At 40.4% G+C, this 21,152-nt stretch carries 23 protein-coding genes; 11 read left to right on the forward strand and 12 right to left on the reverse strand.

Going from position 1 to position 21,152, the window contains the following annotated elements; all coding sequences use genetic code 11:
- Nucleotides 1-134: 134 nt before the first annotated feature.
- A complete protein-coding gene (locus BIZ36_RS03935) occupies nt 135-3,143 on the reverse strand; it encodes a leucine--tRNA ligase (protein ID WP_187456570.1) in 3,009 nt (1,002 codons plus the stop codon).
- Nucleotides 3,144-3,224: 81 nt separating this feature from the next.
- On the opposite strand from BIZ36_RS03935, the gene BIZ36_RS03940 reads away from it, so the two are divergent.
- The 5 genes from BIZ36_RS03940 to BIZ36_RS03960 all read left to right on the forward strand — a co-directional run bounded on the left by BIZ36_RS03940 (nt 3,225) and on the right by BIZ36_RS03960 (nt 6,796).
- Nucleotides 3,225-4,103, forward strand: coding sequence for a cell division protein FtsX (locus tag BIZ36_RS03940; protein ID WP_187456571.1), 879 nt, complete (start codon nt 3,225-3,227; stop codon nt 4,101-4,103).
- Between the two features lie 73 nt (nt 4,104-4,176).
- Entirely contained in the window at nt 4,177-4,443 is a 267-nt protein-coding gene (locus tag BIZ36_RS03945) for a DUF3098 domain-containing protein (protein WP_187456572.1), read from the forward strand.
- A gap of 3 nt (nt 4,444-4,446) precedes the next feature.
- A complete protein-coding gene (locus BIZ36_RS03950; protein ID WP_187456573.1) occupies nt 4,447-5,241 on the forward strand; it encodes an undecaprenyl-diphosphate phosphatase in 795 nt (264 codons plus the stop codon).
- A 39-nt stretch (nt 5,242-5,280) separates the two neighbouring features.
- Nucleotides 5,281-5,994, forward strand: coding sequence for a tRNA pseudouridine(55) synthase TruB (truB, locus tag BIZ36_RS03955; RefSeq protein ID WP_187456574.1), 714 nt, complete (start codon nt 5,281-5,283; stop codon nt 5,992-5,994).
- 73 nt (nt 5,995-6,067) lie between these two features.
- Nucleotides 6,068-6,796, forward strand: coding sequence for a hypothetical protein (locus BIZ36_RS03960; protein ID WP_187456575.1), 729 nt, complete (start codon nt 6,068-6,070; stop codon nt 6,794-6,796).
- Here the strand turns inward: BIZ36_RS03960 and BIZ36_RS03965 are convergent.
- The gene (locus BIZ36_RS03965) at nt 6,773-7,402 is read right to left on the reverse strand and encodes a thioredoxin family protein (protein WP_187456576.1); all 630 of its coding nucleotides are present in this window, start codon (nt 7,400-7,402) and stop codon (nt 6,773-6,775) included. The two genes, BIZ36_RS03960 and BIZ36_RS03965, sit on opposite strands and share 24 nt — an antisense overlap.
- A 175-nt stretch (nt 7,403-7,577) precedes the next feature.
- Here BIZ36_RS03965 and BIZ36_RS03970 point away from each other — a divergent pair, with 175 nt between their 5' ends.
- Genes BIZ36_RS03970 through BIZ36_RS03980 form a run of 3 tightly spaced genes read left to right on the forward strand, consistent with a single transcriptional unit; the run spans nt 7,578 to nt 9,409 of the window.
- A complete protein-coding gene (locus tag BIZ36_RS03970; RefSeq protein WP_187456577.1) occupies nt 7,578-8,141 on the forward strand; it encodes a DNA-3-methyladenine glycosylase I in 564 nt (187 codons plus the stop codon).
- 10 nt (nt 8,142-8,151) lie between these two features.
- Complete coding sequence (locus tag BIZ36_RS03975) at nt 8,152-8,739, forward strand: hypothetical protein (protein WP_222937220.1); 588 nt, start codon at nt 8,152-8,154, stop codon at nt 8,737-8,739.
- A complete protein-coding gene (locus BIZ36_RS03980; RefSeq protein ID WP_187456578.1) occupies nt 8,726-9,409 on the forward strand; it encodes a DUF2490 domain-containing protein in 684 nt (227 codons plus the stop codon). Before BIZ36_RS03975 ends, BIZ36_RS03980 begins: the two co-directional genes overlap by 14 nt.
- On the opposite strand, the gene aat is transcribed toward BIZ36_RS03980, so the two are convergent.
- The 5 genes from aat to BIZ36_RS04005 form a co-directional block, all read right to left on the reverse strand.
- Nucleotides 9,380-10,033, reverse strand: a complete 654-nt coding sequence (gene aat, locus BIZ36_RS03985; RefSeq protein ID WP_187456579.1) for a leucyl/phenylalanyl-tRNA--protein transferase — start codon at nt 10,031-10,033, stop codon at nt 9,380-9,382. The genes BIZ36_RS03980 and aat overlap by 30 nt on opposite strands.
- Nucleotides 10,034-10,044: 11 nt before the next feature.
- On the reverse strand, nt 10,045-11,064 hold the full coding sequence (locus tag BIZ36_RS03990; RefSeq protein WP_187456580.1) for a TolB family protein: 1,020 nt from the start codon (nt 11,062-11,064) through the stop codon (nt 10,045-10,047).
- A gap of 95 nt (nt 11,065-11,159) precedes the next feature.
- Nucleotides 11,160-11,537, reverse strand: a complete 378-nt coding sequence (locus BIZ36_RS03995; protein WP_187456581.1) for a DUF3127 domain-containing protein — start codon at nt 11,535-11,537, stop codon at nt 11,160-11,162.
- A 134-nt stretch (nt 11,538-11,671) separates the two neighbouring features.
- Nucleotides 11,672-12,478, reverse strand: coding sequence for a hypothetical protein (locus tag BIZ36_RS04000; protein ID WP_187456582.1), 807 nt, complete (start codon nt 12,476-12,478; stop codon nt 11,672-11,674).
- Nucleotides 12,456-13,346, reverse strand: coding sequence for a flavin reductase family protein (locus BIZ36_RS04005; protein WP_286174561.1), 891 nt, complete (start codon nt 13,344-13,346; stop codon nt 12,456-12,458). Before BIZ36_RS04005 ends, BIZ36_RS04000 begins: the two co-directional genes overlap by 23 nt.
- A 138-nt stretch (nt 13,347-13,484) precedes the next feature.
- Between BIZ36_RS04005 and BIZ36_RS04010 the strand changes: the two genes are divergently transcribed.
- Both BIZ36_RS04010 and BIZ36_RS04015 read left to right on the forward strand, forming a co-directional pair.
- Complete coding sequence (locus BIZ36_RS04010) at nt 13,485-14,636, forward strand: sensor histidine kinase (RefSeq protein WP_187456583.1); 1,152 nt, start codon at nt 13,485-13,487, stop codon at nt 14,634-14,636.
- A 34-nt stretch (nt 14,637-14,670) separates the two neighbouring features.
- Nucleotides 14,671-15,024 carry a hypothetical protein gene (locus BIZ36_RS04015; protein ID WP_187456584.1) on the forward strand — a complete coding sequence of 118 codons (354 nt, stop codon included), beginning with the start codon at nt 14,671-14,673 and terminating at the stop codon, nt 15,022-15,024.
- Here the strand turns inward: BIZ36_RS04015 and BIZ36_RS04020 are convergent.
- Entirely contained in the window at nt 15,017-15,418 is a 402-nt protein-coding gene (locus tag BIZ36_RS04020) for an HIT family protein (RefSeq protein WP_187456585.1), read from the reverse strand. The two genes, BIZ36_RS04015 and BIZ36_RS04020, sit on opposite strands and share 8 nt — an antisense overlap.
- A 20-nt stretch (nt 15,419-15,438) precedes the next feature.
- Nucleotides 15,439-15,915, reverse strand: a complete 477-nt coding sequence (greA, locus tag BIZ36_RS04025) for a transcription elongation factor GreA (protein WP_187456586.1) — start codon at nt 15,913-15,915, stop codon at nt 15,439-15,441.
- Nucleotides 15,916-16,240: 325 nt separating this feature from the next.
- On the opposite strand from greA, the gene BIZ36_RS04030 reads away from it, so the two are divergent.
- Nucleotides 16,241-16,678, forward strand: a complete 438-nt coding sequence (locus tag BIZ36_RS04030; protein WP_187456587.1) for a Rieske (2Fe-2S) protein — start codon at nt 16,241-16,243, stop codon at nt 16,676-16,678.
- Here the strand turns inward: BIZ36_RS04030 and BIZ36_RS04035 are convergent.
- From BIZ36_RS04035 to BIZ36_RS04045, 3 genes are all read right to left on the reverse strand, one after another.
- Nucleotides 16,675-17,334 (reverse strand): hydrolase, encoded by a 660-nt coding sequence (locus BIZ36_RS04035; protein ID WP_187456588.1) that lies wholly within the window; start codon nt 17,332-17,334, stop codon nt 16,675-16,677. The genes BIZ36_RS04030 and BIZ36_RS04035 overlap by 4 nt on opposite strands.
- 79 nt (nt 17,335-17,413) lie before the next feature.
- Nucleotides 17,414-18,400, reverse strand: coding sequence for a Gfo/Idh/MocA family protein (locus BIZ36_RS04040; RefSeq protein WP_187456589.1), 987 nt, complete (start codon nt 18,398-18,400; stop codon nt 17,414-17,416).
- 156 nt (nt 18,401-18,556) lie between these two features.
- Nucleotides 18,557-20,812 carry a TonB-dependent receptor gene (locus BIZ36_RS04045; protein ID WP_187456590.1) on the reverse strand — a complete coding sequence of 752 codons (2,256 nt, stop codon included), beginning with the start codon at nt 20,810-20,812 and terminating at the stop codon, nt 18,557-18,559.
- Nucleotides 20,813-21,152: the final 340 nt, after the last annotated feature.

A 21,152-nucleotide genomic window follows, 5' to 3' on the forward strand; every position in this document is an offset into this window, starting at 1 on the left:
CAATCCGAACCACGTTACAAATCAACAACTTGAGTTCAATAAAAAACATTTTTATAACAAAACACCCCTCAAATTGGAGGGGTGCTAATTATTCAATCGATTTTTTCAGGATGTAAAATCATAGGAAAGTATCCTTATCCGACGATGTTCACAATTTTACCGGGAACGACGATCACTTTTTTAGGAGTTCTTCCCTGCAACTGTTGTTGGGTCTTTTCGTGGGCCATTACGGCAGACTCAATTTCGTCTTTTGATAGGTCTAAAGGAAGTTCCAACTTAAAGCGCATTTTCCCGTTGAAGGAAATTGGATACTCCTTGCTACTTTCTACCAAGTATTTCTCCTCAAATTTTGGGAACGGCGCCTCGGAAATGGATTCTTCGTGTCCCAGTTTTTGCCAAAGCTCCTCTGCAATATGAGGGGCATAGGGCGATACCAAAATAATCAAGGGTTCTAGGATTTTACGACTGGCGCATTTTTGAGATGATAGTTCGTTTACGGCAATCATAAAGGTAGAAACCGAGGTATTGAAACTAAAGTTCTCAATATCTTCCTCTACTTTTTTAATGGTCTTGTGTAGCGTTTTCCAAGAGTCTTTACTAGGTTCTTCATCATTCACCTCAAAAGCCCCATTGGCACCACCGTGGTACAAACGCCATAGTTTTTTTAAGAAGCTGTGTACACCGGTAATACCGGCGGTGTTCCAAGGCTTGGATTGCTCCAAAGGACCCAAGAACATTTCATACAATCGCAAAGAATCCGCTCCATACTCTTCACAAATAGCATCGGGATTGACCACATTGTATTTGGACTTGGACATTTTTTCGACTTCACGGTCCACAATATAATTTTCTTCCCCGAAATCAATAATTTCACCGTTCTCATTAATAAAAATGGTATTAGCAAATTCAGGACGCCACTTTCTAAATGCTTCCAAATCCAACTCATCAGATGCATTTATAAGGGATACATCTGCATGAATAGGTAAAACTACAGGTATGATTTTATCAGCAATATTTGCATTTATATAATTATTAGCTATTAGGAAATTTATGACGGTCATTCTTGTTTTTTGGGCTTTTTCCAAATCACCATCAGCCAAATCCTTAAGTTTTCGGGATATAATCAAATTAGGTAAATCCAATTCTAATTCTAGATTGAGAAAATTAACCCTATAAACAAAAGCACTTGTCCCCGTAATCATCCCTTGGTTGATTAGTTTTTTGGCAAACTCGTCTTTGGGCACCAGGCCCTTATCGAACATAAACTTCTGCCAAAAACGGCTATACAACAAATGGCCGGTTGCGTGCTCGCTACCCCCAATATACAAGTCCACATCTTGCCAATAATTAATGGCCTCTTGGGAGAAAATCTCTTTCTCATTCTTGGGGTCCATATACCTATTGAAGTACTGCGAGCTCCCTGCCCAACCGGGCATGGTATTCAAATCCAAGGCGAAGACCTTTTCATTATCAATCTTACTATTGGCCACCACTTTTTTGGTAACCGTGTCCCAAGCCCACTCGGTGGCGTTGCCCAAAGGTGGTTCACCCGTTTCTGTAGGTAAGTACTTATCCACCTCCGGTAAGGTAATGGGCAAATGTTCTTCTTCAATCATGTGTGGTAAGCCATCGCCATCATAATACACCGGAAAAGGCTCTCCCCAGTAGCGCTGACGGCTAAAAACGGCATCACGCAGACGGTAATTGACCTTGCCTTCTCCCTGGCCCAGTTTCTCCAATTCCGCAATCACTTTTTTGGTCGCCTCTTTGTATGGCAGTCCGTTCAAGAAATCAGAATTGGCAATAACCGTATTCTCTTTATCGGCAAAAGCTTCCTCAGAAATATCAACGCCCTCAAAAATATTGGGAATGTCAATACCGAAATGCTTGGCAAAATCATAATCACGCTGGTCGCCACAAGGCACGGCCATCACGGCACCTGTTCCGTAACCCGCCAAAACATAGTCCCCAATCCAAACAGGAATCGGTTCTTTCGTAAAAGGATGCTCCGCATAGGCCCCTGTAAACACCCCGGAAATGGTCTTTACATCTGCCATTCGCTCGCGTTCACTTCGCTTTGCAGTAGCTCCAATATAGGCCTTGACTGCTTCTTTTTGCGCCGGAGTGGTGATTTTCCCGACTAATTCATGCTCGGGTGCAAGGGTCATAAAACTCACCCCAAAAATGGTATCTGGCCGAGTAGTGAACACGGATATCGTATCCTCAAAATCTTTTAAGTTAAAGTCAACGGAGGCCCCAACACTGCGCCCTATCCAGTTGGTCTGTGAATCTTTTAAAGGCTGTGGCCAATCTACTTTTTGAAGTCCGTCTAACAAACGCTGGGCATAGGCCGTAATGCGCATGCTCCATTGGGTCATTTTTTTTCGAACCACTGGATGGCCACCTCGCTCCGATACACCGTTCACGATTTCATCATTGGCTAAAACCGTTCCTAAAGCGGGACACCAGTTCACCTCACTTTCTGCCAAATAGGTCAAACGATATTTTAGCAATAGTTCCTGCTTTTCCTTTTCAGTAAAGGTTTTCCAATCCTTAGCTGAAAACGAAGGGGTATCCTCGTCACAAGCAGCATGGATACCTGCATTCCCGTTCTTTTCAAAAGAAGTGATCAAATCGGCAATATCCTCGGCCTTATCCGCATCGGTATTGTACCAAGAATTGAATAGCTGAATGAAAATCCACTGTGTCCATTTATAATAATCCGGATTAGATGTACGAACCTCGCGGCTCCAATCAAAGGAGAAGCCCATGCGATCCAGCTGCTTTCGGTAGCCTTCAATTTTCTTTCCTTCCTTATCCACTCCGCCTTCTATATTCACCCGAGTGGTATCTGCCGGGTGCTGCCCTGTTTGAATGGCGTACTGCTCCGCGGGAAGTCCGAATGAATCATAGCCCATAGGGTGCAACACGTTAAAACCTTTATGACGCTTGTAACGCGCGTAGATATCGCTGGCGATATACCCCAATGGGTGTCCCACATGCAGCCCAGCACCGGAAGGGTAGGGAAACATATCCAACACATAGAATTTCTCTTTTTCAGAATCGTTCTTGGCCTGGAACGTTTGGTTTTTGGCCCAATATTCTTGCCATTTTTTCTCTATGCTATTAAAATCGTACTGCATGGGTGTTCAATAATTTTCTGTGTGCGGCAAAAATAAGTTTATTCAATTTACTTTCCTAAATTTACGGCCGTAGAGGAGCATATGGGAAAATCATTTGAACAGTATCAAAAACAGAAGCTTATTTCGTCTTACTTTTCGGTGGCGTTAAGTATTGGACTTGTACTGTTTTTACTAGGTATTTTGGGGCTTTTGGTTCTTAACACCAAAAAGATGGCCGATCACTTTAAGGAGCAGATTACCATTTCAGTTTTTTTAAAGGACGAAGCCAAAGAATCTGAAGTTGACCAGTTACAAAAGAACCTCTTACAAGCAGAACACACCAAGGCCGCCATTTATGTCTCAAAAGAAGAGGCCGCCGAACAGCACAGTGAAGAGATTGGTGAGGATTTTCAGGATTTTTTAGGGTACAACCCGCTAAAAAATTCCATTGACGTGCAGTTGAAGGCCGATTTTGTGACTCCTGAGCAAATTGAGCAGATTGCCAAAAACCTTTCTGAAAAAAGTTATGTTGCCGAAGTTAGTTATGACAAGCCTTTGGTGGGACTGCTCACTGAAAACGTGAAAAAAATCAGCCTTTGGATTTTAATTGCCAGTGGTATTTTTACCTTCATTGCCTTTTTGCTCATCAATAGCTCTATTAGGCTTTCTATTTATTCCAAACGCTTTATTATAAAAACCATGCAAATGGTTGGGGCCACCAAAATGTTCATTCGCAGACCTTTTATATGGACCAATGTAAAACTCGGCATGCTGGGGGCACTTTTGGCAACCACGGTTTTGGCGGGATTGCTGTATTATTTGGACCAGAATTTTCCAGAACTTGCATTAATTGAAGACTTGAAAACCTTGGGCATACTTTTTGGCGCACTATTCCTAATAGGTATGTTTATATCCTTGATATGTACCTTTTTTGCAACCCAACGTTTCTTGAACCTACGTACGGATGACCTCTATTATTAGAAACTCTTTCATAATGATTGTCAAGAAGTTCATAAAAAATTTCAAGCAATAACTTTTTCGCTAAATTTGCAGCATGGGAAAAAAACAGCAAAAACCTACCAATCAACCGCCCAAGCGAGAATTTATCTTCCAAAAGAAAAACTACACCTTTATGTTTATTGGCCTTGCCTTTATAACATTGGGTTTCATTTTAATGAGCGGCGGTGGTAGCGATGACCCAAACGTTTTTAATGAAGCCATTTACAGCTTTAGAAGAATACGGTTGGCACCCACTTTGGTATTAATTGGCCTAGGTATTGAAATCTACGCCATATTGTTGAATCCGCACAAGAAGAAATAAACTTTGGATACTTTAGACGCCATCATTCTCGGTATCATTCAAGGATTGACCGAATTTTTACCTGTATCATCAAGCGGACATTTAGAATTGGGAAAGGCCATTTTAGGGGACAACTCTGTGCCCGAAGAAAGTTTGTTGTTTACGGTTATTTTACACTTTGCCACTGCCCTGAGCACCTTGGTGGTTTTTAGGAAGGACGTTTGGGAAATTATCTCAGGTTTGTTATCCTTTAAATGGAACGAAGAAACCCAGTTTTCTTTGAAAATCATTATTTCAATGATACCCGCCGTTTTCGTAGGGCTGTTTTTCGAAGAACAACTGGAAGCCTTTTTTGGCGGAAATATTCGTTTTGTAGGCTTTATGCTGATTATTACCGCGGTTCTTCTTTATTTGGCGGACAAGGCCAAGGACACCGATAAAAAAGTAAGTTTTACCAATGCCTTTATCATTGGCGTTTCACAGGCCATAGCCATGCTTCCCGGAATCTCCAGAAGTGGTGCTACCATATCTACCTCCGTTTTATTGGGAGTGGACAAGACCAAGGCGGCCCGCTTTTCCTTTTTAATGGTGGTCCCACTTATATTCGGAAAAATTGCTAAAGACCTTTTAAGTGGCGACCTTGCTTTTAACGGTAATAACGGTATTGCCATGGGTGCAGGTTTTATTGCAGCCTTTGTAGCAGGATTGGTGGCCTGTACTTGGATGATCCAATTGGTAAAAAAGAGTAAACTATCGTATTTTGCCATCTACTGCCTTATTGTAGGCTTGATTGCCGTGGCGTACGGCATGTGGGGCTAAGAGATTTATCCCCAACCCTAAACAAAATTTATTCAGGTAATGGATACCCCAACCAAAGAAGATTTTCTTTCCGGTCAGATTTTGCTTATCGATAAACCCCTAACATGGTCTTCGTTTCAGGCGGTCAACAAATTGAAATGGGCCATTAGAAAGAAATTTAAGCTAAAGAAAATAAAAATTGGGCATGCGGGTACTTTAGACCCACTGGCCACCGGGCTGTTGATTATCTGCTGCGGAAAGTTCACAAAAAAAATACCCGAGTTACAAGGGCAAGCAAAAGAATACACAGGCACCATTACTTTGGGTGCCACCACTCCTTCTTATGATCTTGAAACGGCAGTAGACCAAACATTTCCTACAGAACATATTAAGGAGCAAATGATACTTGATGCTACCCAAAGTTTTGTGGGTGATATTGAACAGAAACCACCTGTTTTCTCGGCTTTGAAAAAGAACGGTAAGCGTTTATATGAATACGCCAGGGCCGGCAAAGAGGTAGAAATAAAATCTAGAACCGTCACTATTACCGATTTTGAAATAACCAACATTAAAATGCCCCATGTTGAATTTAGGGTACAATGTAGCAAGGGCACATACATTAGAAGTTTGGCACATGATTTGGGGCTTAAGTTGGCGTCTGGTGCACATTTAACGGCCCTTAGAAGAACCAAAATAGGCGAATTCAACGTAAATAAAGCCCTAGACCCCAATACTTTTGCCAAAAATTTATTGGGTGAACCTGATGAATTGTAACATTGTTTACCTAAAAGTTCCCGTTCATCGACGCTATAAAATATTTTGAAAAAATTATGGTTATATCCATACTATGAATCTCAATCGCAAACAATTATCTCTATTAATCACCTTTTTCTCCATGGGAATTGTGGTGTTGTGCCTATACAACATTCATTTGGGAGGAACAGAAGAAGAGGATGAATATGTGGTAGAGATGCTCTTGGATGATGAAATTTTGGAGGAACTTGAAGAAGAGGAGGAAGTTGAGGAAGAAATGGAAGAATCCGAATTGGTAAAAAGCCATATGGCCTATAACGAAACTGCCAAGCCTAGTTACGGTAATCCCGAACCCTTAAAAACATTGCAAGAGATCCTAGAGGAAAGAAATACTGCCGAAGAAGGTGAAAACAGTGATGAAATTTCCGATTCGGAGTATGCCGAACGGGTAAAGGAACTTCGCAAAAAACGGGAGGAAGCCAAACAAATGTTGGGCGAAAAAGAAGCCCAGAAACAAGAGTTCACTAATAACTTAGCAAAAAGGCGCACTTCGGTTTCCTTTTCTTTGGTTGAGCGTAGCGGATATAGATTACCGCCACCTATTTACACCTGTATTGAGGGCGGCAAAGTGGTTATCAATATTGAGGTGAACTCTGCCGGAAACGTGATTGATGCCGATTATAACGCAAAAAGCTCGGGTACTTCCAATGGCTGTTTGGTAGACAATGCCATCACCTATGCCTATAAAGCGAAGTTTAGCTCCTCATCAAAAGCAACCCAAAAAGGTACGATTACTTATTTATTTCAAGGAAAGGCTCGTTAAGAGCTCATTCAAAATAGTCTGCCCCTTGTCCTTATTATACCATTGTTGCAATTCTTCTTTTAACTCTGGCATTATTTTACCGTATTGTTCTTTGTGATGTAAAACCATCTGAGCTGCCGGTTGCGGTCGTGGGCCCCAATCACCCAAAACTTCTTTTGTCTCTTTATCTAGAATGATCAACTTAGGTATGGACATAGCCCCATTGGTCAAAAACCGGTTCATCAAATCCACGTGTTCATCTCTTAAAACCACTTTGAAGTTCAATTTATCAGTGTTTTGGGCAATTTTATTCATCACGGGCAACGACGGGGATGCATCCCCACACCAACTTTCCGTTAGAACCAGGAAAATTGTTTCCCTGTCTAATTTTTTGATTGTTTCGATTTGCTCTTCAGAAACCTTTACGGTTTTATCAAAGCGTTTCATACGTCTGTCATTAAGCATCGTATAATTGGCCAGAGCTTCGGTTTGATTGGGTCCTGAGGCTTTACCTTCCAAGGCCAGTTGGTTCACCATGGTCCTATAATCCTCATAATAAATAGCTTGCGAAAGGGCATTTTCAATTAATTCTCGAACGGTTTTTTCTTTAGTAGTGGAAAGGGTCATAAAAAATTTACTCTAATATTGGGTTACTTTAGTTGTAGTTGCCCCCAGAAACTTACAAAAATTGTTATGTGCTATTTAAGTGAAAGTCAAAGCAAACATTTTATGGTTTTCCCTACCTCTGAACTTCTAAAATTGCTTCATAAATCTTTTATCTTTATCCTATAAAATTTCAAATATGAGCAAAAACCGATGCGGATGGTGCTTGGGCGATGAGCTTTATGAAGCCTACCACGACCAAGAATGGGGTGTACCCGTAAAAGATGACGAAACTTTGTTTGAATTTTTGTTGTTGGAATCTTTTCAGGCCGGACTCAGTTGGATTACCATTTTAAAAAAGCGCGAAAATTTTAAAGAGGCCTTTGATCACTTTAATTACCAGAAAATTGCAACCTATGACGAGGCCAAAAAAGAAGAATTGAAGCAAAATGCCAGCATTATAAGAAACAAACTAAAAATAAGCGCAACCATTGGCAATGCTCAAGCATTTATGAAAGTTCAGGAAGAGTTTGGGTCTTTTAGCCACTACATCTGGGGGTTTGTAGGCCATCGACCTATAAAAAATAGAGTAAAATATTATAAAGATGCTCCTGCAACCACTGAAATTTCAGACCTGATAAGTAAAGACCTAAAAAAGAGAGGTTTTAAATTTGTGGGCAGTACCATTGTCTACGCTTTTATGCAAGCTACGGGAATGGTAAACGATCACGAAACAGATTGCTTTAGATATAATGAAGTTTAGTCAAAAATTTATGAAGAAACCATTTTTCGCACTATTAAGTCTTTGCCTGCTATTATCCGTTCAATTGGGTACGGCCCAAAATAAGTATGAGCGTGAGTACCGCATAAAAAAATCGCAATTTCCGGAGAAGGCCCTTGAACTTATTTCCACAAAATTGGAAGATGCAAGACGTGTACGGTTTTACAAAGAAACAGATAGCATCAAGGTTAGCTATGAGGCAAAATTTAAAAAAGACCACCTACATTATAGCGTAGAGTTTGATGAAGATGGAGTACTGGAAGATGTTGAAATACTCATAAAGTCCATAGATATCCCCGATGACTCTTATTCCCTAATGACCAAGTACCTAGAAAAGAAATTCATCCGGTATAGGATTAGAAGAATGCAACAACAATATCCTGTTGGCGCAGACCCTATTGAAACTACTTTGAGAAATGCATTTCAAAATTTGATGCTTCCTACCATTAAATACGAACTTATTGTCTCTGGTAAAGGTGATTCTGGCTATCAACAATTTGAAATACTCTTTAATGCCAATGGCGATTTTGAGAAAATAAGAAAGTCGCTTCCTCCTAATTACGACCATGTTCTTTACTAGACTTCTTACACTCTTTTTCTTTACGATTGTTTGGGTGAAGGATTTACGGGGGCAGGAAAATTTTGTTCTTTATACAGAGCCTAACGTGGCCATCAATTACGATGTGGCTACCAACTACTCCCATAACTTTGAGTTCGCCAACAGAAGCTACCTCTATGATGAGGAGCTTCAACTGAAGGTAAGGCAATTTGAAATCTCCCATTTCTCAAAGCTTAATATTGGTTTTGACCAGAGTATCGCCATGGGGGTAAAATATAGATGGCGAGAACATTTTGAAAATGACAAGGAAAATGAGTTGCGGCTTACGGAACAATACAACATTACCAATAGAAACGGGAGTTTAAGGTTGGGAAACCGTTTTAGGGTAGAACAAAGAATAAATCCATCTGTTACTACCCATAGATTTCGATATAGATTTGCGCTAGATACGCCGTTAAGTGGTGAAAAACTCGATGTTGGCGAAGCCTATTTTGTGATTTCAACAGAAGCCTTACTAAGCGCAGCCAAGTCGCAAAAACCGGAATTTGATCAAAGGCTCACCTCCCAAATTGGATGGCTGGTAAACCCCGAAACCAAATTACAGACAGGGCTGGAATACCGGATTGAAAATTATGGGCAAGAACCCGCCTATGTCATGCTTTTATTGGCCAGCCTTGTTTTCTCCCTTTAGTAGTTCCAAAAACGTCTCGCGTGGCACTTCCTTTGCACCCAAACTGGCCAAATGATCGGTATACATCTGGCAATCTACCATGAGATAATTTTTGCTTTCCAATTCTTGGGCCATTTTTATAAAAGCGAATTTAGAAGCATTACTCACCGTAGAGAACATACTTTCCCCGCAAAATACGTGGCCTAAGTCTATACCGTAGAGTCCGCCTACCAAAGTAGTGTCCTGCCAGACTTCATATGAAACGGCCTTTCCCATTTGGTGTAACTTACCGTAAGCATTTTGCATTTTTTGGGTAATCCAAGTGCCGTCTTGGTCTTTTCTTTCAATTTGTGAACAGTTTCTTATTACCTCTTGAAAGCTTTTGTTCTTAGTTAACTGAAAGCTATCGGATTTGAGAACCTTTCGCATGCTTTTTGAAATCTTCACTTCCCTTGGTCTTAAAATCATTCTTGGGTCTGGAGACCACCACATGATAATGGCATCATCATTGAACCAAGGAAAAATTCCATTTCTATAGGCCAATAATAAACGCTCAGGAGAAAGATCACCGCCAACTGCCAACAATCCTTCCTCATTAGCATTTTCAACAGGAGGGAATTTCAGTTCTGCACTAACTAAATACATAAACTAAGCCATTACAATTTATCGATCCCCACATAGTAAAGGTCAAAACCTCCTAAGCCCTCCGGCCGATTGGAAGAGAAAATCATCAAATCATTACTAAAATCATCTTGTTTTCTAATTATCGGTCGAAATTCATCAAATTCTGTGTTGATATCACCTCCAAAATTAACTGGCGAAGACCAATTTCCATTCTCATATGTGGAATAATAAAGATCATAACCGCCAAATCCCCCTTCCCTATTTGACGCGAAAACTAACATACTCCCTAATATGAAGGGACATTTATCATCCCCTTTCGAAGATAAAGTGGCATTTATCGTGGTGGATGAATCCGTGTCAGATAGTGTCCTCAATATATCCTTGGTAGTATCCACGGTATTTTCATAAATATTAAAAACGCCATTGCGATTAGAAGTAAAATACAATTTTGACTTTTCTGCATCAAAGGTAGCATACGCATCATCATGGTCTGAATTGAGGAAAGAAACATTTTGAGGTGAGCTATAGTATTCGCTGCTTAAATTGTGGGTAAACATTATATCTTGGCTCCCATTCATATCACTGGAGTAGAGCAACACATGGCCTTTGTAGGAACTTCTTAGGTTATTATTTTCAATGCTTTCCACTTCACCTATTGGAATTAGATTTGGACCAAGTTCGTTGTACATTGTATTTATATTTCGCAATCCACTATGAATGTTTTTATAATCTTCAACGACATCTAGATGACCGTGAGTGTTGTTGAATAACCTTAGTGTACCATCCCTTTTTGAAAATTCAATACTAAGTAGTTTGTAAATAACATTATAGTTAGCCCCTCCACTATTTCGATTGGTGGTAAAACATAAAGGAAAAGTATCCCCTAATGTAGGAGCTGTGGAATTGTAATCATCAAATGAACTATTAAATTCTACCAGGTTTTCAGGTATATCAGGAAAGATACCAATCAGGAAATGATCATCGTCATTTAATATACACGCTCCACAAAACAACATGCACAACAAACCATATAATCGCTTAAATGACAACATCTTATCCCTATTATAATCTACTCATGAAACTAAATAAAAAAACCTGCAAGCCAAAATTTAGCGAGCAGGTTTCTCTTAAATCTCTAGATTACCGTTTAAAACGGTAAATCATCATGATCTTCCTCATTTAGATCATCTACAGGGGCAAAGGCGTCTGCCGGTGGAACCGGAGGCATTTGTCCGCCACTAGGCTCTTGTTGTAAGTTTTCAATTCTCCACCCTTGAATGGAGTTAAAGTATTTTACCTCACCTTGAGGGTTGGTCCACTCCCTACCTCTAAGGTTGATACTTACCTTTACATCTTGTCCAATATTGTAATTGTTCAATAAATCTGTTTTATCCTGAACAAATTCTATCATTAAATGCTGCGGGTATTGCTCCTCCGTCGTTACAACCACTTCTCGCTTTCTAAAACCATTGTTTCCAAAGGTTTGAACCTCGCCGATTTTCTTAATTTTTCCCTGTACTTCCATGACTACGAATTATATGTTAACTGAAACTATTTAATTTTTAAAAGTAGGGCTATTGTAATGATCTACCTAAGAAAAAGAAAAGAAGTTATTAATAATCGTATCCCAAAAAAACTACCTAATTAACACCAGAAATTTCAATCCTTGGGCATTCCCAAAAGATACGTACCCAATGGTTTGCCGTTTGCTTTTAATGCCGGCCCTTTGCTCCAACTATACGTATCTGAGTGAAGCCCTTTCAAAAGTACATCCAAGTCCTTCATCGCGTACATTCTAGGTAACGAAGCCTGTCCATCCCAAGCATAACAGATGGGAATTACAGGAATGAGATACGTAAATAAAACTTGTTTAAATGTTAAGTTCTTTACGAATGGCGTCATAAAAAAAACCATCATTACAAGTATGGCCAATGAAATGGGCAAAAGCAGCCACCAAAGTAATAACGGCATCTTATTTTCGGCCATTTCATAGATTAATATGGGTTCGTTATTATCCTTTGCAGTTTTCAAAATTTGTCTTGCCGCTTTAGGAGGCATATGATGAAAACTATTGACCAAGGTTTTTAAACCAGCAGGTACTTGGGATAAATCGGTAGCATTTACGGGATCAGTATAATAGGAGATTTTAGGATTTCCTTGCGCAGAAAATTTCTTGATAATCTTCTTATTGGGATACAAATCTGTCATCAACAATCGAACATCTTGCAACCCATCAGTTTGATGCAACTGCCCTAGTACATCTGGCATACACCCACCCGAGCCCGACCCTAAATCTACAATCTGATTTAAGTTATTTTCTTTAAGAATTCCCGCCAAGAGATGGGACAACACTTCGGAAATACCCATCATACGGTGCAGCACCGCGATTAAATTGGTCATTCCCGTCCGTACAGAAGAGGGAAACCATGAAAAATCCTCGAACTCAAATAACTGTATTCGTTTCATTGATCAATAGAATTTTCCAAGCTGTGACCACATCCCCTTTTTCCAAAAATTTACGGGCTTGTTTATGCAGTTGCTCGGTATTCAAGCCCTTATATCCGGAATGTTCCTTTAAAAATTCATCCACTTGATCAAAGGACGGTATTTTTTCAACATTTCCTAATAGACCCAGATCGTTTCCCGAAAGTACGGTACTGTTCTTTATGGCATTGGGCAGGGCATCTACACCCATGCCAATACTCGATAGGGGCTTTGGCACTTCAAACATACCCTTATTCGCCCTAGTGTACCAATTGCCTCCCATACGTGCCACTTGGTCTATTTTACGTTGGTCTATTACTCCGTTTACATCCACTATAGCCCGATCTATATGTATTTTGACTACCTCTGAAAAAATAAGGTTACCTGCACCACCGTCCCTTCCCAGAGCTTCTACCTTTGTAACCTTGCATTCAAACTGTACAGGCGATTCGCCTACCCTAAAAGGCTGCACTATATCTGACTTTACCATGGTGAGTCCGCTTTTCTCAAACTCGTTGGTGCCTTTAGGATACTCCGTACTGGAAAGTGACATCTGTTGCACCATATCATAATTGACTATATTAATCACCACTTCCTTGGTCAGAAGTACGTTTTGTAAGGTATGCTTCGTAGTATTGTCCCTAACCCTGCGTGCCGGTGAAAAAATAAGAATGGGTGGATTGCTACCAAAAACATTAAAAAAACTGAAAGGTGATAAATTAGGCCTGCCTTTTTCATCTACCGTACTCGCAAATGCAATTGGTCTAGGTCCCACAGCCCCTAGAAGATAACCATGTAATTCCCCCGTTGAAACACTCCCCGGAAGAATTGAAATCATTTCTTTTGCCATAGTCCTAAAGATACAAATTTCCGCAATGGAGCCCGAGGCTCAAATGCTGTAATTATACCAATTTGCACTTGTTTACGTTATATTTGGTGAGAACACAACGCACAATGAAAATTCTGGGTTGGCATAGATTATTTGTTAATGAACTTTAACCCTAAAAATAAGACCTCCAATATCTTTTTATTGATAGCATCCTTTGTTATCGTGAGTCTTATTTTATGGAATACCAACAGTTTTTTTAAAAAATTCAAAGAAGAAGAGCGTTTAAAAATGGAGATATGGGCAACGGCCCAATCAGAATTTCAAGCTTCTTCAGAAGATATGGATTTGGGGAATCTACACCTCAAGGTTTTTCAAAACAATACCTCTACCCCAATGATATTGGTAAATAAAGACGGATCGATCAAAACCAATAACATGCCGCCAGAACGGATCAATGATACGGCATTTATTCAACAACGTATTAAAAAATTCAGAAACGAGAATGTCCCCATATCAATCGACCAACAGGGTGAGCATTTGGCCACATTGTATTATGGAAATTCAGAAGTTTTGAACAAACTCAAGTTTTATCCCATTGCCCTGTTACTCATTATTTTTCTTTTTGGCGCCGTCATATTTTTCTTTTTCAAGACAAACAAAGCTTCCGAACAGAATAAATTATGGGCGGGTATGGCCAAAGAGACCGCCCACCAAATTGGCACTCCCCTTTCTTCCTTATTGGGTTGGAACGAACTTTTAAAGGCCGAAAATATCAGCCCTGAGATTACCCAAGAAATCCAAAAGGATATTTCAAGATTGGAAACCATTACCGAGCGTTTTTCCAAAATTGGATCCTTACCCAAATTGGATGCACAGGACATTGTGGAGCAGACCAAGGAGGCCTATGAATATTTAAAGCTTCGTAGTTCTGACCTTATCAAATTTTCATTTGACTCGCAAATAGCGCACTTACCGGTACTTTTAAACAAAAGCCTCTATCATTGGACCATTGAAAACTTGGTCAAAAATGGCATTGATGCCATGAAAGGTAAAGGAGAAATTGGTATAAAAATCCTTTCGGACGGTAAGAACGTACATATACAGGTGTCCGATACAGGGCATGGTATTCCAAAAAGCGATTTCCAGTCCATTTTCAATCCTGGGGTGACCTCCAAAAAAAGAGGATGGGGCCTGGGCCTTTCTTTGGTAAAACGAATCGTGGAGGAGTATCACAAGGGAAAGGTTAGAGTGCTTACCTCTAGTAAAGCGGGCACAATTATGCAAATTTCCCTAAAACGAATGGAAACTTAAGTCCGAAATTTTTCGGCACTTAAATACAGTATTTATGTCTAAGGAAAAATTAATGGTCATTAAAGAAGCAGACCTTACCAATAATTGTCCGGAATGCTTTAACCAAGACCTCAAACTTTCTTTCTATCAAAAACATTACGCGAGCAAATTTGCTTACAGGGTAAGTGATGAAATATCGCACCAACTTATTTGTAACAAGTGCAATAGCACTATTTATCCAGTCAGTTGGACGGAGGATATTGAACGAACGTTCGATTATTATCAGAAAATGGCACAGCCTCAACCTGCTTCCCGTTCCTTTACATCCTTATTTTGGATTCTTTTATTCGGTGGTATAGCTATTGTAGCCGCCGGCATTTACTTCCTGTTTCAGCAAAACCTTATATAGGGCTTTGCAATTTTGCTTTAATGGCCGCGGCCGTAGCTTCAAAAGCTTCATTGCTCAATGTCTCCTTTTTTTGAAAGGTAGCATCCTCCATTCTGTTGAGTGGAATAAGATGCACATGTACGTGCGGAACCTCTATCCCAATTACGGACATCCCCACACGCTTACAATCAATAGCGGACTCAATGGCCATTCCCACTTTTCTGGAAAAGGCCATTAGGCCCATGTAAGTTTCCTCATCCAAGTCCAAAATACGGTCTACCTCCTTTTTGGGTACGCAAAGTGTATGTCCTTTGGCATTGGGGTTGATATCCAAAAAAGCGAAGAACTGATCATCTTCGGCAATTTTATAGCAAGGTATCTCTCCGTTGATAATTTTTGTGAATATGGATGCCATTTATTAAAATTTTAAGGCGATTAACTTCTGGTAATTTCCAAAATATCAAATTTAAGTGTACCGTTGGGAACTGTAATTTCGGCTACATCCCCTACACTTTTACCCAAAAGTCCTTTACCAATGGGTGAATTGACCGAAATCTTTCCAGATTTTAAATCGGCCTCACTTTCGGCTACCAAGGTATATTTCATTTCCATACCGTTGGTCTGGTTCTTTAACTTTACTGTAGAGAGCACTAAAACCTTGGAAGTATCCAGTTGGGATTCATCAATTAAACGGGCATTGGCCAAGGTCTCTTCCATTTTGGAAATTTTCATCTCCAAAAGACCTTGTGCCTCTTTGGCCGCATCATATTCGGCATTTTCCGAAAGATCTCCCTTATCCCTTGCCTCTGCAATGGCTTGGGACGCCTTAGGACGTTCCACATCCTTTAATTGATTAAGTTCATCCCTTAATTTCTTCAACCCTTCCGGTGTATAGTAAGATACTTTACTCATAATATGTTCGTTTTATACATAGGGGCAAACACCAATAGTATTATTTCCATGGAAATCATGAAAAACTAATCACGGTCAAACGCACTCTTGGCCCACATCATGTCCTTAGTTTATTCAAGGCCTTGATCGATAGTGGTTTATTAAGAGCCCGTGAAAGTAATCTTCGATTTCATGGCCGCACTAATGGCAGAACCCATAAAAGTAATAAATAAGAAAAATCCTCTACTTAGACCGAAATTAGACGGCTTTTTTAGAGAGGATTTAACGCAAATATAAACAATTTTTAGTCAAATTTGCGGTATAAAACGGTTTTTGACCTTACAATATGTTGCGATTTTTTGGTGTTTTGCTTATAGTTTCTCTACTCTCCTGCGATAATGATCGTGGAGCACGTAACCCGTATTTACAAGAGATTGGCTTTAGGTTCGATATGAATTTGAACCTACCGCTATACAGTCCTTTGACCAACCTGGGCAATGCCGTTTTTATAGATACTCCAGGAGTTGGCATCAAAGGCATTTTTGTCATCAAATCCAACTTTGATCAATACCGAGCTTTTGAAGCAAGTTGTCCCAACCACGTACCCAACGAGTGTTCTACAATGGAATTGGACGGCCAAATCGTTACCTGCCCCTGTGACGGATATGAATATTACCTTTTTACGGGTCAACAAAAAGACACGCCCGATGATGGTAACCGGTACTATAATTTATTGGAATACCAAGCGACCATTAGTGGCAATGTGGTGATTGTAACTAACTAGCTTGACCTATAAAAATCCATGATAGGTTTAAAAAGTTCACCTGAACTTGGAGGTGTATAGGAAATAGCATTGGCACCGGCACAGATGGCCATTTCAATGGCCTGATCCGTTTTGCCTCCGGTGGCAATGATGGCCACTTCACTATCCAAATCACGAATGCGTTTTATAATTTCCGGCGTACATGAAGCCCCAGATACGTTAAAGATGTCTACGCCCGCTTTTAAGCGACCTTGAAAATCATCCTTTTCCGAAACAACCGTAACGGTAACGGGAATGTCAATTTTGTCCTTTAACTTCCTTATTAAATCGTTGGGTGCCGGCTTATTGAGCACAACACCTAGTGCACCTTGAAAATCTGCATGGATTGCGAGTTCAACAGAACGGTCTCCCGTGGTAATCCCACCTCCCACCCCACAAAAAATGGGCTTGTCCGCCGCCAAAATCAAGGCTTGTGAAATGGTAGGTTGGGGAGTAAAGGGATACACCGCAATGATGGCATTGGCATTGGTATTTCTGATAATGGCCACATCTGTACTAAAAAGAAAAGACTTTAATAGCTGACCAAATACCCGAATGCCGGAGCAGGTATTTATAATCTCAGGTACGGTTACAATGTTCTTACGAAGTTTACTGCCAAACTCAGGTATTTTTCCCATAGACAACCCATTAAGCAATCATTTACTACAAATTGCTTAACTAAAGGTAGTGCGGAAATAGATCGGTATTTCTTAAAAATTATAGGTTACCCAAAATTTTATCCATCACCCAACTGGTATGTGTGGCCGTTTCTCCCGTAGATGGATGGGTTCGATTATGAAACAAATCATCTTTGAGCGCTTGTACATGAAATTGCTGTACGTGCTTGGGATGTTCTATAAATTCACTTTGAGTTCCTGACGCACTCACAAGAGTCACATCTTGATCTTCAAAAACGGCAAAGCTAATTTTTCCTTTGCTACCATAGATTTCCACCAAATCTTCTCGGCGGTCACATCCAAAGTTCCAAGCTCCCGTACCTGTTATTCCGTTTTCATGTAACCAAGTACCGCTCATAGCATCCTTGGCCGTATACAAACCTTGCTGATTAAGGGAAATGCCGTGTACTTCTTTAAAATTGCCGAACAAATAGGCAAACAAGTCCAAGCCATGACTGGCCAAATCATCAAAATAACCTCCAGGTGCTACGGAAGCATCTGTTCTCCAATTATGTTCCCCGCTTTTATCCACTTCACTTGGCGTTTTGCTGAGCATCCATTTGATGTGCCTCACCTCTCCAATTTTTCCTGTATCCAACCATTCCTTCACTTTTAAAAACCTAGGCAAGGTTCTGCGATAGTAGGCCACAAAGAGGGTTAACTCCTTTTTCCGAAAGGTTTCAAAAATCACCTTACTGTCTTCATACGATGGTGCCAAAGGTTTTTCAATGCAGCAAGGTTTGCCCGCCGCGGCCACCATTAATGCATATTCCTTATGGCTATCCGGCGGGGTTGCAATGTACACGGCATCAACATCCTTATCCGCAATCAACTCTTCGGCATTGGAGTAGTGCTTTGGAACATTGTGTCTACGGGCATAATCAGCTGCTTTTTCGGCATTGCGGCGCATCACGGCCACCAATTCAAAACCTTCGGTCAATTGATAGGGAGGTCCGCTTTTTACTTCGGTTACGTCTCCGCAACCAATAATTCCCCAGCGAATGGTATTTGTATCCGTATATGACATTTTAAAAGTGTTTTAGTTGATTTTTTTGAGTTCTTGAAAATAGGAAATTAATTTTTGTGATTCAGGGCATAAGCTTATAACTTGAGTTTGACCCCATCAACAAAAAAACCACCAACCTTTTGGCCAGTGGTTTCACCCTATCAAAATGTCAACTAACTAGAAGCGTACTGTGGCCCCTAACAAGAAGTTGATACCTGCCTGCGGATAATAACCTGCCCCATCATAGGTAATGACGGAACCGGTGGAATCATCATCATAAGTATAGAAATACCCATTAGAAATGATATCCGCATCAAAAATATTGTTGACCAAACCTGAAAAGGTGATACTCTGGAGTATCTTATTAAAATCTATGGTGTACTGAAGGTTCAAATCTGATTGTATATAAGAATCCAAAGTAGAATTTTCGGAATCAATATTTCCCATATATTGCTTGCCGACAAATTTGGTCAAAAAAGACACTTGAAAATTGTCTGTAGGCATGTAGGCAAAACGGTTGGCAGCAATTACGTTGGGAGAATAAGCAATGTTGGTATTGCCCAAATCTTCCAGTTCCCCATCTCGTTGAAACACAAAATCAACATTTTTATTGGTACTTAAAGCCACATTGGGACTTAAACGAAATTTATCTCCCAACATAAAATTAGCGTCCAGCTCAATACCGGCGCGATAACTATCTCCCACATTGGCACGAAGGGGAGCGCCCACATCGTTTAATTCCCCGGTAAGCACTAATTGGTCTTTGTACCTCATGTAGTACCCGTTGGCATTCAACTGAATTTTTGGCGAAACATAACGCCATCCCAGTTCAAAATCATTTAAACGTTCTGGTTTGGGGTTGCCGCTTTCATAATCATTTCGGTTGGGTTCACGGTTGGCTACGGCAAAACTGAAATAAAAATTATTGTTGCGATTCAAATCAAAAACAACTCCCGCCTTAGGGTTGAAAAAACGGAAAGTATCATCTACCAAACCGGTGTCTTCGCCATTGGCAGAATAGCCCACCCTTCGATATTGTACGTCTCCAAACAAACTCCACTGACTGTTTACCGCATAGTTGGCCTTGGCATACAAATTAAAGTCACTTTTATTTGAATCGTTGTCGTAATAGCGATCTCTTATATCACTTTGGGAGGCAAACCGGGCCCAGATAATCTCACCAAAGTGGGCCCCTTGGTAGGAATTCCAACCTCCTCCAAGAATAACATCCCATTTCTTTTTGTTATAGTTAGCAGAAAAAACGGTACCGTAAAATTCATTATCCAACCACCTTCTTCTTATCAAATCGGTTGTATTCTGCAATTCCCCATTTACTGTGAGAGGTTCCAATCCGTAAGTTGAAAAATCATCATCCTCCCTAAATTGCTCAAAGTAACCACGCCCGTTTGTGAAGTGAAATGCCACATTGGTGCTCCAGTTTTCCGAGAGCTTTTGGTTCCACAACAATTGTGCATGGTCTTGGCGGTAATTATCTTCCTCCTTGTCATAGAACTGCTCCCTTCCGTTTTCATCGGTATAGGCACCTGCCGAGTTATAGGTTCTCCCTCGAGATTCAATGGTGGCCAGGTCAATTCCGTTCCACGATTGATAGGTAATTTCATGTCCACCAAAAATAATGGCCTTTAGCAGGGTATTTTCATCTTTATAGGCCGCTTGTAGGTAATAAGACTCCAACTCTGAAGATGCTCTGTCAATATAACCATCGGAAGTAATTCGAGATAGCCTACCTGAAATTTCTACATGGTCGTTCAAAAGGCCTGAGCTAAATTTTATATTGTTCCTGAGCGTATTAAAACTTCCTATGGAAGAAGAAATTTGACCGTAGGCCTCTTCAGAAAAAGCATCCGTCAATAAATTTAAACTTGCGCCAAAAGCCCCTGCCCCATTGGTTGAAGTACCCACCCCACGCTGTAATTGCAAACTTTCGGTAGAGGAGGCAAAATCGGGCATATTAACCCAAAATGTACCGTGAGACTCCGCATCGTTATACGGTATTCCGTTGATAGTAACATTCACTCGGGTAGCATCACTACCACGTACCCTAATCCCAGTGTACCCCACACCTGCACCGGCATCTGAAGTGGTCACCACCGCAGGCAAGTAGTTCATTAGAACGGGAATATCTTGCCCTAGATTTCGCGGAGCAATTTCCTCCTTTTTGAGATTGGTAAAAGTAACCGGTGATTCTTTGGTTACCCTAACGGCCTGGACCAACACCTCGTCAAGCACTACTTTAGTACCCTCAAGAGAATCAGTAGGTTGCTGCTGGGCAGAAAGCAAGGATAACTGACTTAAAGCTACCAATAAAACGAACGAAGCTTTGAGCCTTCCTTTATTACAAATTGTAAGTTTGCCAAGATGGCCACTTGAGGCCCATTGTTTAGAATTGAAGATGGTAAAAAGTATTTTCATTCGAACTAAAATTTAGTTTCGAATAAAAGGGGCCATTATTCTAAAAATTACACATGATTTTAAGTTTCCAGCATGGAAACTTGTGGAAATTCCAAATGGTGAACCTTTCACCTCCCTTGGCAGCATTACCCGCCCAGGTTCCTTGGGTATAATCTCAGCCCTTTCCTTCTAAAACCTTCAAGTCAGTTTTTAATCAATTAGACTTGTCGATCACTTGCAGAAAAAGCACCCCTTTGAGATGCCGCAAATATAAATCTGTCCTCATTCATTTCATAACAAAACTTTTAAAAATTCTTTTCATGTATTTGAGTCCAACAATTAACGCTTTGTTATAAACCCT

Origin of the sequence: Cytophaga sp. FL35 (assembly GCF_014349235.1) — a bacterium.
GTDB lineage: Bacteria > Bacteroidota > Bacteroidia > Flavobacteriales > Flavobacteriaceae > Euzebyella.